This window comes from Persicitalea sp. (genome assembly GCF_041751555.1).
In the GTDB taxonomy this organism is placed as follows: domain Bacteria; phylum Bacteroidota; class Bacteroidia; order Cytophagales; family Spirosomataceae; genus Persicitalea.
In genome coordinates this window covers 1-15,562 of sequence record NZ_JBGSXF010000403.1, presented here as the reverse complement: position 1 = coordinate 15,562, position 15,562 = coordinate 1, and the positions used below count along the sequence as shown (strand labels likewise).

Below are 15,562 nucleotides of genomic sequence, written 5' to 3'. Positions count from 1 at the left end.
TTAAGCCAAAAATGGCCGTTTTTTGCCAATCCTGCGTTACCAAACCCTCATTTGGCTCTGCCAAATTTCGGATTTGGTGCCTTGTCCTGACAAAAAACAACTCATTTTTATCATTAAAAAATAACTCAAACAGCTTCTAAGCTTTCGGGAAGTTAGGCAGCCTACTTCTTCTGCTGCGACAAAAAGGTGATCAGCGATGCAAACTCTTCGTACGATAGCGCATTCGCCAGCCCGGCGGGCATCATCGAATTTTCCATTTCCTCTCTTTTCACTACATCGGAAGCTTTAATGCGAGTCACTTGCCCCGCGATGTCGCGCAGTGTGAGTTCATTGGCGGATTCTCCCGTCACAAAACCCATGTAGGTCTTGTTTCCCTTAGCTGTAATCATGACGGTAGAGAAGCCCTGCGAAATGGAGGCGTTGGGTTTCAAAATAGACTCGGCGATTTGCTCGCGAGTCATAATAGAACCGATTTGGCCCATGAAAGGGCCTTTCATCGTCTCGCCCTTATTGATGCTGTGACAGGCGACGCAACCCTGCATTGTGAACAACTTTTTGCCCACGGTGGGATCACCCTTGACCTTATCCAGGGCCAGCATCACATCCTCGATGGACGCTTCGCCGATCTGCCCCTTTTTGTTTTTTATTTTGTCAAAATCGATCTTCACTTCTTCCTTAGCAGCAACTACCTCGTTGGTGCCAAATTCAGCGATTCCCAAGCGCAGCTTATCATTTAAAGTAGTATAGAGTTTTTTGTCAGTCGATTTTTTCCATTCACCTACCAAAAACTCCTTAATCGCGGGCGACGATTCCCAGGTTGAAGTTTTATAATACGGCCCGTGGGTGTCGGGGCGAGTACTCCACCACCAAGAGCCGTCATAGGGGGCTTCTTTTTGGTAAAGCCGGGCCAAAGTACCCAGAATCATGTTTTTTTGAGCCTCGTCCGTTGTTTTCTGATAGGCAGTCATTAATCCATTTACTGCTTTTGGATCGTGCATGTAGCGCAAAGCCCATAGAGCCAGTGTAGAGTTCTCCGATTCGATTGCCTTCACGGAAGCTTCCACAGCATTCAGTTTTACCAATGCCCTGACCGCTAAATGCGGCAGGATGATAGCCGAGTTGGGCGTGGCATGGGGACCTTCGGCATCACCCACGGGAGCGACGAATGATGCGGGTACTTTCACCGACAGCAATGCTGATGCTGCCTCTTTGCGTTCCAGCCGTCCTACGCCTACGATAGCCGCCGCGCGAATGCGGGGAGAAGCATCGTTCATGGCCTTGGTAAACGGTTCCAGAGGTACTTTCTCGATGAAAGGCTTGCGGTCGGCCAGGGCGCGAAGTGCGTACTCTTGCATGGTAGGTTCGGCGGCAAGTTTTACCAAATTACTGATTCCGTCGGCTCCGGCTGCCTGCGCGTAAGTGTACATTCCGGCCACCCGGACGTAGTCAGGAAGATTTTTATCTGCCGCTATTTTCCAGGCGGCAGTGGTAGTTTGATTGGTGGAGCGGGTGAGCATCTCCTGTTGCGCCGCTAACCGAGCGATGCCGCTTTCCGATTTTAGCAAGTCGGCCAGTTTTTCTACCGACAGGGCCGCGACGTTGGGGAAAGCTTTGTACGTCCAGTTCTTGGGCACGGCCCGCACGACGAATCCTTTGTCTGGATTTCCCTTATAGCCGGCCCGATCCCAGGCCGCCAGGTACATCCGCCCCGAGGCATCCATGTCCACATCGGAAATCTGCGACAGCTTGATGAATTCCTCTTCCTGCTGGGTGTAGGAAGGCCCGTCGGGTTTTATGCGGTGGATGTAAAGTTGGCTGCGGCCCCAGTCGGCCATCATCGGTACGTGGTTGTATTTCGCGGGCCAGGTGGGATCGTCTATGAACAGCGAACCCGTTCCTGAACCGCCGCCCACGTCCACCAGAGCGGGCAGAATTTCTTCGGTAAAGTGCTTGAAAAGTACCGGATACCCGTATTCGCCTGACTGAATCTGGTGAATGAAGCGGACGTTCCAGCCGCCGCCGTCATTGGTGTTGCCGCGCGTAAAGATGTCCATGTAGGGATCGATGGCTACGTCATAAATATTCCGCAAACCGTGGGTATAGACCTCCATTTCGGTGCCATCGGGCCGGACGCGCAAGATGCCACCGCCCAATTGCGTAAGCTTCGTGCCCGAGCGATCCTCGGCGTTGACAAAGCCAAAGTCGCCCACGGCGATGTAAATCCAGCCGTCGATGCCCATGCGGATGCCATTGGTCGCGTGGTCGGTTCCGCGGCTTTGCAGAAATTTAGGCGAGCTAATGTGTTGGATCAAAGGTTTAGATGGCCCATCCGCTACGCCATCCTGGTTTTTATCCTCAAAAACTACCAAATCCATTCCCTCGGCAATGCCACTTTCCTTCCCAAAAACGGTGTGAAGTACGAACACCTCGTTGCCCCTGGCGATGATCCCGCGCGGATTATCCACCATAGCGAAGGTAGTGTGGCTGTCCATTTGGCCGTCGTTGTCGGCGTCCACCAATTTTACGATACTTCCTTTACCGGGTTCTTTCCCCAAAGAGCCCATCATGTCCACCCCCACATAGACCTCGCCCGTGGCCGCAACGGCCAGGCAGGCCGGGCTTGGTGTGAGGTCCGAGCCTGAGAAGTGCGTGACTTCCAGTTCAGCGGGCCATTTTTCGGCGTTGGGCAGGGAGTCGGAGAGAGGGATTTGTGCGTAAGTATTGGTGGTAGGAGCGGGTGTCGGCTCTGAACTATTCCAGTACAGGAAAAGAAAAGCGAGGAAAATACTTAGACTTAGTAAGACCTTTGGCATGAGTGATGGAAATAAATATGTAGTGAGAGAGAAAGCAGCGGAATAGAAGGCAATTGCCGTTTTCTTACTTCAAAAGTAAATAAAAGGCAAAACTACCGCTTATATTTACGATGAAAATTTCGCTACCAATTCCCTTTGCCTGCACCAAGAAGCCTATTTGATTCTATCAGCGTTTAAAAGGCTTTCAGCGTTGAGCGAACTTCAAATTCTGTACCCTAACCGCGTTCAAAATCGCCAGCAGCGCCACGCCCACATCGGCAAAAACAGCTTCCCACATCGTCGCTACACCACCCGCGCCTAGAATCAGCACGATGGCTTTTACGCCCATCGCCAGGGCGATGTTTTGCCAGACGATTCGACGCGTGGCGCGGCCAATGGCGATGGCTGTGGCGATTTTGGCGGGTTCGTCGTTTTGGATAATCACGTCGGCGGTCTCGATGGTGGCGTCGGAACCCAGGCCACCCATCGCCATGCCCACGTCGGCCAGGGCCACCACCGGGGCGTCGTTGACGCCGTCACCAACAAAGGCCAGCTTCGCCTTTGGGTTGTCGGCCATAGCCTTTTGCAGCCGCTCGACCTGCGCCACCTTATCTTCCGGCAGCAGGTCGCCGTGCCACTCGTCCACGCCCACAGCGCGGCCTACCTCCTCGACTACCGCCGATTTGTCGCCCGAGAGCATGACCGTGCGGATGCCCATGCCTTTCAGGTTTTTGATAACTTCCGCCGCGTCCGATTTGACTTCGTCGGCAATAGTGAAGTACCCGGAAAATTTACCGTCCAGCGCGGTCATCACGATCGTGTAGGGGATTTTGGTCAAAGCCTCATCGAACGCAACGCCGAATTTGCGAAGTAGTTTGGCGTTTCCCGCCAGTATTTCCCGGCCTTCCACGGTTCCTTTCAGTCCGTGGCCGGGGATTTCTTCTACATCTTCGACTGAATACGATTCGTAAACTTTTTCTTTCTTCTCTTCCCAAACCTCGTCGCCCCGCCCTGCATATTCGAGAATGGCGGTGGCAATCGGGTGCGTCGATTTGGTTTCCAAAGCAGCGGTCAATTGGGCGAGTTGGTGGCGCTCGATGCCTATAGCCTTTACTTCTTGAACCGCAAAGACACCCTTCGTCAGCGTACCCGTTTTGTCCATGACCACGGTTTTGAGCTGGGTCAACAAATCCAAAAAAACAGAACCCTTCACCAGAATACCGTGCCGAGAAGCCGCCCCAATGCCCCCGAAGTATCCCAGGGGAATCGAAATCACCAGGGCGCACGGGCAGCCGATCACCAGGAACACTAACCCCCGGTACAACCATTCGCTGAAAATGTAGTCACCCACAAAAAAGTAGGGAAGCAACGTGATTAACACGGCCAGAGCGCAGATGATGGGCGTATAAATTTTGGCAAAACGGGCGATGAATTCCTGCGTCTGAGCTTTGCGACCGCTAGCCTGTTGCACCAATTTAAGAATCCGCGACAGCTTTGAATCCTGAAAAGGCGTGGTGACTTTCATCTCCACCAGCGACTGGCGGTTGATCATCCCGGCAAGCACAGCCTCTCCGCGTTTGATAGTGCGCGGGACGCTCTCGCCCGTCAGCGCCGCTGTGTCAAATGAGCCGCTGTCATAAAGCATGATGCCGTCGAGTCCTACTTTCTCGCCCAGCTTGACTTGCACCGTTTCGCCCACTTTTACGTCGGCAGCTTTGATAGTCTGATACTTACCATCCCGCACGACGGTCACCTCGTCGGGCCGGACGTCGAGCAGGGCTTTTATCGAACGCCGCGCCCGCAACACTGCGGATTCCTGAAATAACTCGCCAATCGTATAAAAAAGCATGACGGCTACGCCCTCAGGGTACTCACGGATGGCAAAGGCTCCCAGCGTCGCTACGCCCATTAGGAAAAATTCGGTGAAAACATCTTTGTGCAGAATCCTACTCCAGGCCCGTCGCAGAACGGGCCAGCCCACGGGCAAGTAAGCTACGACGTACAGCAGGAACCGCCACGGATCGACGAACCAGGCCGCATCGAACTGATCCAGCGCGAGGCCCAACAGCAACAGCACCAAGCTAGTGATAGCCGGGAGGTAAACGCGCCAGGGTTGCCGAGATCTTTTTTCGTGGGTGAGGGCTGCGGCAACTGGCGTGTCGCCTTGCTCTAGTATTTCTATATCGTCGTGGGAATGATCGTGGTCGTGGGCCATCGGTTGGGTGTTTGTTGGTAAGCAGATGGTTTTTACCGATACAAAATTCGCACCGGACCCAACAGCCCGGAGGGCATGGGCTCCCAATGGGAGGCGTCAAATTTGGTGTATGTGATATCGACCATATTGGTGTCGTAGAATTTCTTCCAGTCCGGGGCCTGACCATCCCGAAGCCGCATGTAGTTGGCCGATAGGTTGTTGACCTCAATTTCCAGCGAATTACTTCCCCTTTGCAAGAGCCCAAGGGGTAGTTTTATTTGGAAAGGAATGCTCCAGACCGTGCCGATGGATTGCCCATTTAGCCTGACTGATGCAGATTCCCTGACATCACCCAGATCAAGTACCAGATCATTTTGGTCAGAGATATTTTCGGGTATTTCAAACGACAGAGTGTATAATGCGGTACCCGAAAAATAGTCTGCTGAATCAGCAAAGGTAGTCCAGGATTTCAACGATGACACCGAAACCCGGTCGGGTAGGGCAGGCTTGCCTTTCAGAAAGGTCACCGTCCAGATACCGTCGATCGGCAAAGCCTTCGCTGGCGATTCATCGGCCGGGGCAGTGGGTTTAGTGGCCGTCGCTTTCAGGAAACAGGACTGGCCGGGAATTAAAGATAAAAACTGCTCGGAAGTATTTCCGCGCTGACGTACGGGTATTGCTATTTCTTCGCCCGTCAACGGATCGTAACGCGTGTAGTAAGTACCCTTACCCTTACCCAGCGTGAGCCAGCCCTGTCGATAGGTAGCGCTGACATTGGCGACGAAGTATAAGGGTTTGCCTTCGTACGTTTTACGGATAAAGGTCAACCCTTTTTCGGCCATTTTTTCTTGAACTACCCCCGCATCGACAAGTGCTACTTGCCAGTTTTTTGCAACAGAAACCGACTTCCGCCCAACGAGTCGAGCTACCGATTTGACAAAATTCTGCTTCCGTCGAACGTTGCCTTCAAATCCCGTCACCTGTGATGGAGTATGATCTTCAAAAATGATTCTGGCCCCCGCGTCGGCCAGTCGTTGCAATTCTACCAGGGTCGATTCAGCCATAAAAGTACTGGCCGGAATAAAGATCGTTTTGTAGATACTGTGCCCCGAATTTATACGGCCGTCTTTTTCTACTTTGAGCCGGGTCAGTTGCTGGTCCGACGCGTAATCGAACGAGAAGCCGCTTTGCCAGAGTTTTTCGCCAAGCTGTCCGAAGGGTAGTTTCAGCAGCCAGCGGTCCACGTGGTGAACTTCCAGCAGGTGCACGCCACCTCCCGAGACGGCTGGCGTAGCCCACAGATCGTGGATCGGGAAATAGACCAGCACTTCGTTATCAGGTTTGCTGCTTTGCAATAATTTCTGGCAATTCTCCACGTACCGGTTCAACAGCGGAAATTGTCCGGCAAAATGGGATGTGGGCCCAAAGTGGGTCGACGCGTAAAACAACCAGCCGGGATAAGCTTCCGAAGGCGGCGAGTAAGTAGTACCGTGGTAAAAAATATGGTTAATGCCAGCCGTGAAAAGCTCGTCGATTTGCGGCTTGACCTGCGACAGCGCAACCTTGAAATGATTGGCCAGCCAGGTTCCCGTTTCGGAACTGACGAGTGGCTTGCCCGAGAAGTGAGCTGCCGACGACGCAAACTTCATTGCTAGTGGATTAGGCGTGCCGAATTGATCAATGGAATAATCAGGGTCGATGCGAAGGCCGGGGATAGAGAAACGACTGGTGCCGAAAGATTCCGTTTCGGGAATAGCGGCCGCATCGTACAGGTCCAGCAGATTGCCCGGCGATCCGTGCGCTTGATATCGGGTCAGGAAGCCATTTTGGGTACTCCACTGCGTCCAGGGTTTTGCGTACCGTTCCAGGAGCAGTTCGGCAATAGTTTGTTGGTAGTCGATTCGCACTAGGCGAGGGGGAAGAGCCGAAGTGGTATCGGTGAGCAAACTAAGCTGGCTACCAAGATCGTACCCGCGACGCTTGCGGAATTCCTGCTGAAAATCAATGGTCCAGTTAGCCCCGTACACCTCATACGAATCGTTGTACATGGCCCTGGGCCGCTCGCCGGATTTGAGCAACGTGGAATCGAACCAGGTCAGGTAGTTTTTCATGGCCGTAGGATGAAACGGGTCGAGTACAAGGCCTTCGCCCCCTGGTGCCGCTCGTTTTACCTTCTGCCCCGTGGGTTTCACCTCAATTTTACCGTCGTTGACCGACATGGCACGGGCGGCGATGTCCGGCGTTACGGTGGGGCCGCCAAACGGCCAGCCCGTCCCGGTAGTCAGGTCCACGCCTAAGCCCAGTCGCTTGCCCTCGCGCACGGTGAACTGCATCATAGTGAGCCAGTCTTTGGAAAGGAAAGGCAGAATTTCACTTTCGAAGCCTTTTACGCCGTAGATGGGAATGATGTGGACGCCTCCCAACCCCGCTTTCTGAAACCCTTCCAATTGAGCTGTGATGTCGCGTTCGTTGGCGGCACTTCCCATCCACCACCAATACGTCCAGGGTTTGGCAGTAGAGAAATTCTGGGCCTGCACCGGCCCGCAAATCAATAGAATAAATAAAAGCAGTCTTTTCATAAGATGGGAGTAGGATAAATTCCCCAAATCAACGATAGTGGAACAAACAAAAGGAGCAATGCGTGTACAACTAACCGATCTTGAAGGCAAATGGTACATCCATTATTCAGACTTTCCGATGTGGCTGAAAGGGGATAAGCTCAATCCCACCTTCAACTACCGCTATGGCAAGCGTGGTGCAGTCACGGGGTTGCACGACGAGGTAGTTTTTACAAAAAATGGCAAACAGAAAAGCATTGTCGGCTTTGATACGCCCACGGACGCGACTAATACCTCATTTGTCTGGCGAGGCAAAGGGCTTCTAAGTTTGGTGAAGAGCAAGTGGGAAATCCTGCACCTGAGTTCCGACAAGCGGTGGGCCATTATCCATTTTGAGAAAACCCTGTTTACGCCCGAAGGCTACGACGTAATAAGCCGGGACTGGCACATGGACGTAACCCAGCAGCAGGAAATACATAACAAACTAAAAACGATCGGTATAAATACCCAACTGGCCCGGATTCAGCAGTAAGCGATGGGGCGCACTACTTCAAAAGGCCCATAACCGCCTCGCCGCCCACTATCGCCCGATCGGGACGTGGATGTGCGGCCGTAAACACTTCCAGGTCGGCGCGGGGCAGTACTTTTACCAGATTTTCGTCAATCGCTCCTGAGGCGTCGGTAATCTGACCAAGGTCCAGTTTGAGGTACCGGGCCATGAAAGGGTACATGGCTTTGCGCTTCGATGGGCCGTAATCGTGCTTTTCGTCGGCGAAATGGGCATTCTCCACTTTATTTTTCTGGTCGTACAGGGCGTATATTTTTTGAATGTGTGGAAACTCTACGTTGGGGACGTTGGCGGTCCAGTCGCCGCCATCGGAAATGAGCAGCATCGGGCGCGGTGCGGCCAGGGCGGCGATTTCGACGTTGTTGGTTTGGAAATCGCCTTTCTTGTGGATTGGCATCCCGCTCTCGCAGACGCAGCCGCCAAAAAAATGCGCCGACACCATGACGCAGGGAACCGATACCTTCACGCGCTCATCGAGGGCCGCCAGGATGAAGGTTTGTGTGCCGCCGCCGGATTCGCCGGTCACGCCGACTCGCTCTGGGTCCACCCCAGGCAGTGATAGCAGGTAGTCGAGGGCACGCATGCCGTTTATCGTTTGGAGTTTAAGGGCTTTGGGGATTTTGTGTTCGCTCTGTTTGGAATCCCCGTAGCCGATCATGTCCACCGTCAGCACAATGGCTCCCATCCGGGCCATCATCGCGGAGCGAATCTGGGCCGGATCAGTAAAGCGCGGGTCAGTGCCGTGGCCGTGCGGGCAGAGTACCGCTGCGTACGAAGTTAGCTTTTGGGTAGGGCGGTAAAGATTGCCCGTCACGAAGATACCGGGCATACTTTCGAAGGCCACATTCTCGACCGTGTAGCCATTCATTTCCCGGCGGCTGTGGATGATTGGTGGCGAACCAGGCTTGGGGGGCAAGGGCAACAGATCCATCCCTTCCAGCATATTGGCCCGGATCTGGGCCGCCCGCTTTTCCCATTCAGCACGGGAAGCAGGAACACGTCCTTCTAGAAAAGCCGCGCCTTGTTCTTCGGTAAAATAGGCGCCTTGACATAGTTCAGCCTGGGCAAAAGTACGGGTGTTCAATAATAGAACAGCCAGCGTGACCAGCGCAATAATGCGTTTCATAGGTTACAAGGTTAGGCGATGTTTTAATTCAGGATAGACGGTTGTGTCATCCCGGAGTAAAAGAAGAAAGGGCCGATCGGATACTCACACCAACCCACTTCCGGGCAAGAGTCAACCGGCAAAACCAGACGAGAAATCAGGGCAAGTTTTCGTTCCAGGCTTCTTGCAGCGATTCTTTGAACAGGTCATTGAGCCAAGTCGCATCAGATTTGGTTGGTCATTGGTGTGGGGGTAAAGAATGAGACTGGTCAAAGTACCCGGATCACCTTCACGAATCTCCTTTCGTAGTGGCCCAAAAGTGGGGTTAGAACCACGGAATACTGCTTGCCCGAAGTGGAATGGATGAAGTTTATGCCGTCTTCGTCGTTCTTGACGACGATGCCCAAGTGCCCGATTCGGCGGTTGTCGGGATTGGTGCCCGTGAAAAGCACGATGTCGCCCGGCTCGGCCTCAGCCAGCAGGACGGTAGGGCCTGCTTCCTTGAAATTGACCGAACTGCGCGGCACTTCAACCCCGAATTGCCCGTACACGTGGTTAACAAAGCCCGAACAATCGAACCCAACTTCCGGGTCGCTCGTGGCGTATTTGTAAGGAATATCCCGCAGGGTTTGGGCGTATTTTACGATCTCCTGGGCGAGGGTGGTTTCTTGTTCAAATCGGGCCGGAGGCTGCGCGTCGGAAGTAGTTGATTCCTGACGGCAGGCGGAGAAGAATAGTAGTAATATAATGAGAAGAATAAACTTCATGGTTATGGTAGTGATGGGTCTTTATGGGTTGGTAATTGATCGCCAACATCCCGTAGGATTCGGCCCCTACGGGGTGCAAAGCATTTGTATCATTTCGCTTGCTATTAACAGTCGGGCCCAATGGACATTGATCGCCGTCTTCCCCCGTCATTACCCTTCGTACACTGCATCCATAATCGACGTCCTGATATTCAGCGTGTAGAGTTTCGTTTTCTCCCGCGCGGGATACAACCGTTTATAGAGGAATTAAAACGGCTCAGCTACAATTCATTGACTACTTGAAGGACATCTTGATACAGTTTCGGACTAATCCAAAAGCCGATGTCCAAATTGAGTTTGTCCAGCAAAGGTTTCACCTTGTTTAAGTAGCCTTTTGATTTAGCTTCAATTATGACGCCCAGTAAACCTGAAATCAAAATGCCGTGCTGCCTGGCGACGCTACGTCCTCTCCGCTCGTCTAGAAGTAATAAATCTGCCTTCAACTCAAGGGCAAGTGCAATGGCTTCTGATTCTCCTTCGTCGAGTTGTTTTTTCAATTGATCGTAAGTCGCTTGATCAGAGGTTGATTGTATGGATAGCCACTGAGTATTCTCAATTATTTCTGCTTGTTCCGGTATTTTAGCCAACTCAATCAAAACCCTTTTTGGAATCACCACCTCCCCGTAGAGCTTTTCCAGAAGCGACAACTGATCTAACTGAATAAGATTTGTGATAATGGAAGTATCGCTGACGATAACCATTAGGAGGACTTCCTTTTGTTAAATTCTTTAAGATTCTCCAAGTCGATTTGAAGATCCTCCACCTCATACTTGATAAAAACATTTCGCTTAGCCAATTCTTTTTGAAATGACAACTGATCCAATTGGGCAAGGTTCCGGGCCTGACCCATCGAAAGGCGTTCTGTATCGTACAGGTGAACCGCGATCTCAATCACCAGTTCCTCAGCAGTCATTTCGGCCCTTTTAAGGGTTTCTTCCTTTATCAGCAGATCCATAAGTTGCGTTGATTTATATTAGGATAGAACTTTTCTGAGTTCTTATCAGGTTCGCTCTCCAAAATTAGCAATTATTCTGCAAGAGATTATCCCCTCACGGCACCACCGCCCGCTGCTTCATCCCCAACCCCTCGTACACCGCATCCATAATCGACGTTCTGATATTCAGCGTGTAGAGCTTCGTATTCTCCCGCGTGGGATAGACGCGGTTGGAGAGGAAGACGAAATCCAGGTTGTAGGTTGGGTCCATCCAAACCATAATGCCCGTGTAACCCGTGTGACCGAAGCTGGCCGGACTGGCGTAGCGCGGCGCGTTGCCCGTGTACTGGAAGCTGGGCTTGTCGAAGGCGATGCCCCGGCGACTGCCCAGTTCAGGGTACTGGTAGCGCGTGAACTCGAACATGGCATCACGGCTGATGTACTGCTTGCCGCCGTAGTAGCCGTTTTGCAGGTACATCTGCATGATTTTCATCAAATCGTTGGCGTTACCGAACAGTCCGGCATGGCCGCTGAGGCCGCCCAGCATCGCCGCGCCCTCATCGTGGACCTGGCCGTGCAGTTGCGTCATGCGGAAGAAGGTGTCGCGCTCGGAGGGGACTATTTGGTCCAGCTTGTAGAAACGCTTGGGGTTGAAAGTGAGTGAATTGGCTCCGATTGGTTGGTAGAAATTCCCTTTAAGATAATCCTCAAAATCCACGCCCGTGATGTTCTTGACGACGGTAGGGTAGAGAATAAACGACAGGTCGCTGTACACGTAGCCCTCTTCGGGATTGAGCGGCGAGTCTTTGATGGATTTCTCGATGACGGTGCGGAAGTTTTTACGGATAAAGAGACTGTCGCCCACGACGGAAGTCGGGTAGTTCGCGGACTTGGTGGTGCTGAACGTTTTTTTCTTCCAGCTACCGTCGGGTTTCTGGGCTTCGCGCCAGAATTGAATCCAGGATTTAAGTCTGGCACTGTGGGTGAGTACTTTGCGCCAGGGCAGGTCGGCCTTGTTGGATTTGGCGAGAAAGGGTAGGTAGTCCTTCATTGTGGCGTCGAGGTCGAACTTCTTCTGGTCGTACAGGCTCAGCAGGGCTAGAGTAGAGGCCGTCACCTTCGTGACGGAAGCGAAGTCGTAGAGGTCGTTAAGCTCAACTTTCTTGTCGCTTTCGTAGGTGTGCTGGCCATAGGCTTTGCGGAAAAACACTTTACCGTCTTTGGCGAGTTGCACCACGCAGCCGGGGGTAGCCTGCTGGGCGATGGCGTAGTTGGCTATGGAGTCGATTTTGTACGTTATCCATTTGGAGTCCAGGCCCACTTCTTCGGGAATGGTGTACTTCAATCGTTTCAAATCGGGGGTAGTTATTCCTGCGCCGTAAGAAAACGATGAGTTGACAGTTACGGGTAATCGGCCCTCGGCGGGAATAGCCCCAAATATCAATTGCGCCGAAAGGTCCTCGGTGTAGGGCGTGAGTTGGTAGGCCATCACGATCGCCTTCGCCCGCTGGATGTTGTCGAGCTTATCCAGCACATAAGGATTGCCAAAAAGCGTTATGGCTGCCTTTCCTGTGGCAAGTAGTTTGTCCAGCGCGACCGTCATTTCGCCCGTCATCCCGAAGTTGGCTCGGGGCGAAATGCTGTACTGATGCACGCCCACCAGCAGCAGGTCGTATTCGCTCATCTTGGCGTCCAGCGCGGCCAGTTGTTCGGCGGTAAGGTTTCGGGGTAGGCTGTACGAGTCAATATTGGTGTACAAGTTCAGGGTACTTTGAAAGGTCGTTGTCGAATCAGCCCCCAGCGAAATGGCAGCGATTTTCAGGCTGTCCAGGCGGCGCAGAGGCAGCAAGTTGCCATCGTTTTTCAATACTGTCAGGGCTTTCTCGGTGAGCAGACGGTTGGTCAGGTCGGCGGCGGCGGGGTTGAGGTCTTCGTAGAGATTTTCCTGCTTAATCGGCTGAAAGTTATCCAGACCGGCCCAGGCTTTGGCCTGAAGTACCTTGTAGCAGCGGGCGTTGATGTCAGCTTGGGTCAAAGTACCTTCCGCGATGGCTTTTTTGATTTCGGTGATGGCCTTGGGCACGTCCTCGGTGAATTCCAGCAGATCCATCCCTGCTTCCAGGCCCATCGCGTCGGCCTTGCCGTCGGAGAAGTACTTGGTCACGCCTTTCATGTTCATGGCGTCGGAGTAGATCAAACCTTTGAAACCCAATTCATCCTGCAACAGCCGGGTGACAATGGGCTTGGATAGGGTAGAGGGTAGATTGGGCGTAGCGTCCAGGGCCGGAATGCTCAGGTGGGCAATCATCGTTCCCGCTAAACCATTGTCGATAAGTACCTTGAACGGGTAGAGTTCCAATGAGTCGAGTTGGGCACGCCCTTTGGGAATCAACGGCAAACTGTAATGCGAGTCGGTGCCCGTGTCGCCGTGGCCGGGGAAATGCTTGGCGCTGGTCAGTAAGCCGTTGTATTGCATCCCCTTCATGTAAGCCAGGGCCTTTTCGGCCACGCGGTACTTATTCTCGCCGAACGACCGAAAGTTGATGACCGGGTTGTCGGGATTGTTGTTGACATCGGCCACGGGGGCGAAGTTGATGTGGACGCCTAGCCGGCGCATCTGCCGCGCCAGTTGCGCTCCCATATCGAAAATCAAATCGTCGTGGCCCTGCATCGCGCCCAGCGTCATCTGGTAGGGATAGCGCACGGTGCTGTCGATGCGCATGGCAAGGCCCCATTCGGCGTCCATCGCTACCAGCAGGGGTACTTTCGAAAGCGACTGGAACTCGTTGGTCAGCCGCGCCTGTGGCACCGGCCCGCCCTGGAAGAAAACCACCCCGCCGACTTTGTTCTCCCGAATCAACTTCTTGACGTAATCCGGGTTGCTCCGTTCGGTACCGATGAGTGACCGCTCGACATCGGAGGTGGCTGCCACCATGATGAGCTGCGCGATGCGCTCGTCGGGGGTCAGGCTCTTGAATACTGAATCGACCCAGCTCTGCTGCGTGGCGTTCAGGCGCAGGAATTCGGGTTTGGTTTGGGCGTGGGTAGTTTTCGGGTGGATAAAAAGGACGGAAAACAGCAGGAGCAGTAGGGATTTCTTCATGTGAGCAAAGTACAAAAGGTTATTTGGGGTCAAAGTTTGGAAATAAGTGGCAGGATTGCAATTTCTCGAACCAAGCTACCGCTTACTCAAAATATCTGGCTTACAGCTAAATATTTTTTATCTTTAAAGTATCCTTCTTGCACGCAACTAATTATACAACATACACTTTCACTTACAAAACCTGCTTTTTATGAAAAATATCACGATATTTCCCCTGTCAATAATCTTGTTGTTGACTCAGCCTTCTATCGGGCAGCAGAATACTGTACTTACCTCCTCGACCCCACTGCCCGGCGGAGGAACTGGGGTCGGAAACGTGGTGGCCGGGCCGGGCAACTTCTATTCGAACGCTGATGCTGCTAATTTTAACGTGTTCGTTGGTTTTGATTCGGGCAAAGACATCACCTCCGGCGACAACAATGTCTTTACGGGTAACCTTTCAGGACGCTACAATACGACCGGTGGCTTTAACACATTCCTTGGCCAAAAAACCGGGTATAGCAACACCACTGGTGGGTTAAATTCTTTCATAGGTTCGGCGGCTGGTTATTATAACACAACGGGCCATGACAACACGTTTGTAGGAACGGATGCCGGACAGTCCAACACTACCGCGAGCAATAACACATTTATGGGTCGAAGTGCTGGATTCAGTAACACCATAGGAACCGAAAACTCATTTGTAGGTTATCAGGCTGGATTCGGCAATATCGGCGGAGGCTATAATGCATTTATGGGCTACCAAGCAGGGTATAATAGTACAGGAAATTATAATTCTTTTTTAGGAAACGGGGCTGGATATAGCAATCGAGGAGGAGGAAACACCTTCATTGGCTATCATACAGGATATCTAAACACCACTGGGTATGGAAACACATTTACAGGTACTGAATCAGGCGGCAAAAATACGAGTGGATACTTTAACAGTTTCATAGGTGATCAAGTTGGTAGAAGCAACACCACCGGACATCACAACACATTTATAACTGATGGGGCTGGTGACAGAAACACTACGGGGGATCACAATACCTGCTTGGGCCATGATGCAGGAAAATTAAACAGCAGTGGCAGCAGCAATACCTGTGTAGGGAAAGATGCTGGATTGGTGAATTTTACCGGAAGCGATAATTCTTTTTTTGGTCACGGTTCAGATGCTATAGGTTCCAATCAAAACTTCCTTCAACGAGCCACAGCCCTAGGTTATAAAGCCAAAGTCGCCGTCAACGACGGCCTGGTACTTGGCGACACAGTCAATGTGAAGGTAGGAATTGGTACGGCCTACCCCAACCAGCGCCTCACACTGCGCGGCAACATGAACTTTATAGCCTACGACAACTCGCTGCGGCTGAAAAACCAGCCCTTCCTGCACTTCAACGAACACGAGAGCCTGGCGCTGGGCCTGGGGGCGAAAATCCCTGCTGATGCGGAGCGGACGCTGGTACTGGGTAGTTCACAGACGGAAGTCCAGCTGCCCGGAGTGGCTTCAAACTACCTTGCAAACA

At 52.5% G+C, this 15,562-nt stretch carries 9 protein-coding genes and 1 pseudogene; 2 read left to right on the top strand and 8 right to left on the bottom strand.

What is annotated here, in order from left to right; all coding sequences use genetic code 11:
• Positions 1 to 161: 161 nt before the first annotated feature.
• The 3 genes from ACEW8P_RS14185 to ACEW8P_RS14175 all read right to left on the bottom strand — a co-directional run bounded on the left by ACEW8P_RS14185 (position 162) and on the right by ACEW8P_RS14175 (position 7,565).
• Positions 162 to 2,813, bottom strand: a complete 2,652-nt coding sequence (locus ACEW8P_RS14185; protein ID WP_373513734.1) for a c-type cytochrome — start codon at positions 2,811 to 2,813, stop codon at positions 162 to 164.
• A 184-nt stretch (positions 2,814 to 2,997) separates the two neighbouring features.
• Entirely contained in the window at positions 2,998 to 5,007 is a 2,010-nt protein-coding gene (locus tag ACEW8P_RS14180) for a heavy metal translocating P-type ATPase (protein WP_373513733.1), read from the bottom strand.
• A 32-nt stretch (positions 5,008 to 5,039) separates the two neighbouring features.
• A complete protein-coding gene (locus ACEW8P_RS14175; protein WP_373513732.1) occupies positions 5,040 to 7,565 on the bottom strand; it encodes a glycosyl hydrolase in 2,526 nt (841 codons plus the stop codon).
• Positions 7,566 to 7,623: 58 nt separating this feature from the next.
• On the opposite strand from ACEW8P_RS14175, the gene ACEW8P_RS14170 reads away from it, so the two are divergent.
• On the top strand, positions 7,624 to 8,076 hold the full coding sequence (locus ACEW8P_RS14170; protein ID WP_373513731.1) for a hypothetical protein: 453 nt from the start codon (positions 7,624 to 7,626) through the stop codon (positions 8,074 to 8,076).
• 13 nt (positions 8,077 to 8,089) lie between these two features.
• Here the strand turns inward: ACEW8P_RS14170 and ACEW8P_RS14165 are convergent, their stop codons facing one another.
• The 5 genes from ACEW8P_RS14165 to ACEW8P_RS14145 all read right to left on the bottom strand — a co-directional run bounded on the left by ACEW8P_RS14165 (position 8,090) and on the right by ACEW8P_RS14145 (position 14,060).
• Positions 8,090 to 9,238: an alpha/beta hydrolase family protein gene (locus tag ACEW8P_RS14165; RefSeq protein WP_373513730.1), complete on the bottom strand. Its 1,149-nt coding sequence runs from the start codon at positions 9,236 to 9,238 to the stop codon at positions 8,090 to 8,092.
• Between the two features lie 248 nt (positions 9,239 to 9,486).
• Entirely contained in the window at positions 9,487 to 9,984 is a 498-nt protein-coding gene (locus ACEW8P_RS14160) for a C40 family peptidase (RefSeq protein WP_373513729.1), read from the bottom strand.
• A gap of 260 nt (positions 9,985 to 10,244) precedes the next feature.
• Positions 10,245 to 10,724 (bottom strand): DUF3368 domain-containing protein, encoded by a 480-nt coding sequence (locus ACEW8P_RS14155; RefSeq protein ID WP_373513728.1) that lies wholly within the window; start codon positions 10,722 to 10,724, stop codon positions 10,245 to 10,247.
• A complete protein-coding gene (locus tag ACEW8P_RS14150; protein ID WP_373513727.1) occupies positions 10,724 to 10,978 on the bottom strand; it encodes a UPF0175 family protein in 255 nt (84 codons plus the stop codon). The genes ACEW8P_RS14155 and ACEW8P_RS14150 overlap by 1 nt, the downstream gene beginning before the upstream one ends.
• Positions 10,979 to 11,072: 94 nt before the next feature.
• Positions 11,073 to 14,060: a glycoside hydrolase family 3 N-terminal domain-containing protein gene (locus ACEW8P_RS14145; RefSeq protein WP_373513726.1), complete on the bottom strand. Its 2,988-nt coding sequence runs from the start codon at positions 14,058 to 14,060 to the stop codon at positions 11,073 to 11,075.
• Between the two features lie 190 nt (positions 14,061 to 14,250).
• On the opposite strand from ACEW8P_RS14145, the pseudogene ACEW8P_RS14140 reads away from it, so the two are divergent.
• A pseudogene (locus ACEW8P_RS14140) lies at positions 14,251 to 15,562 on the top strand (hypothetical protein); the annotation flags it as partial.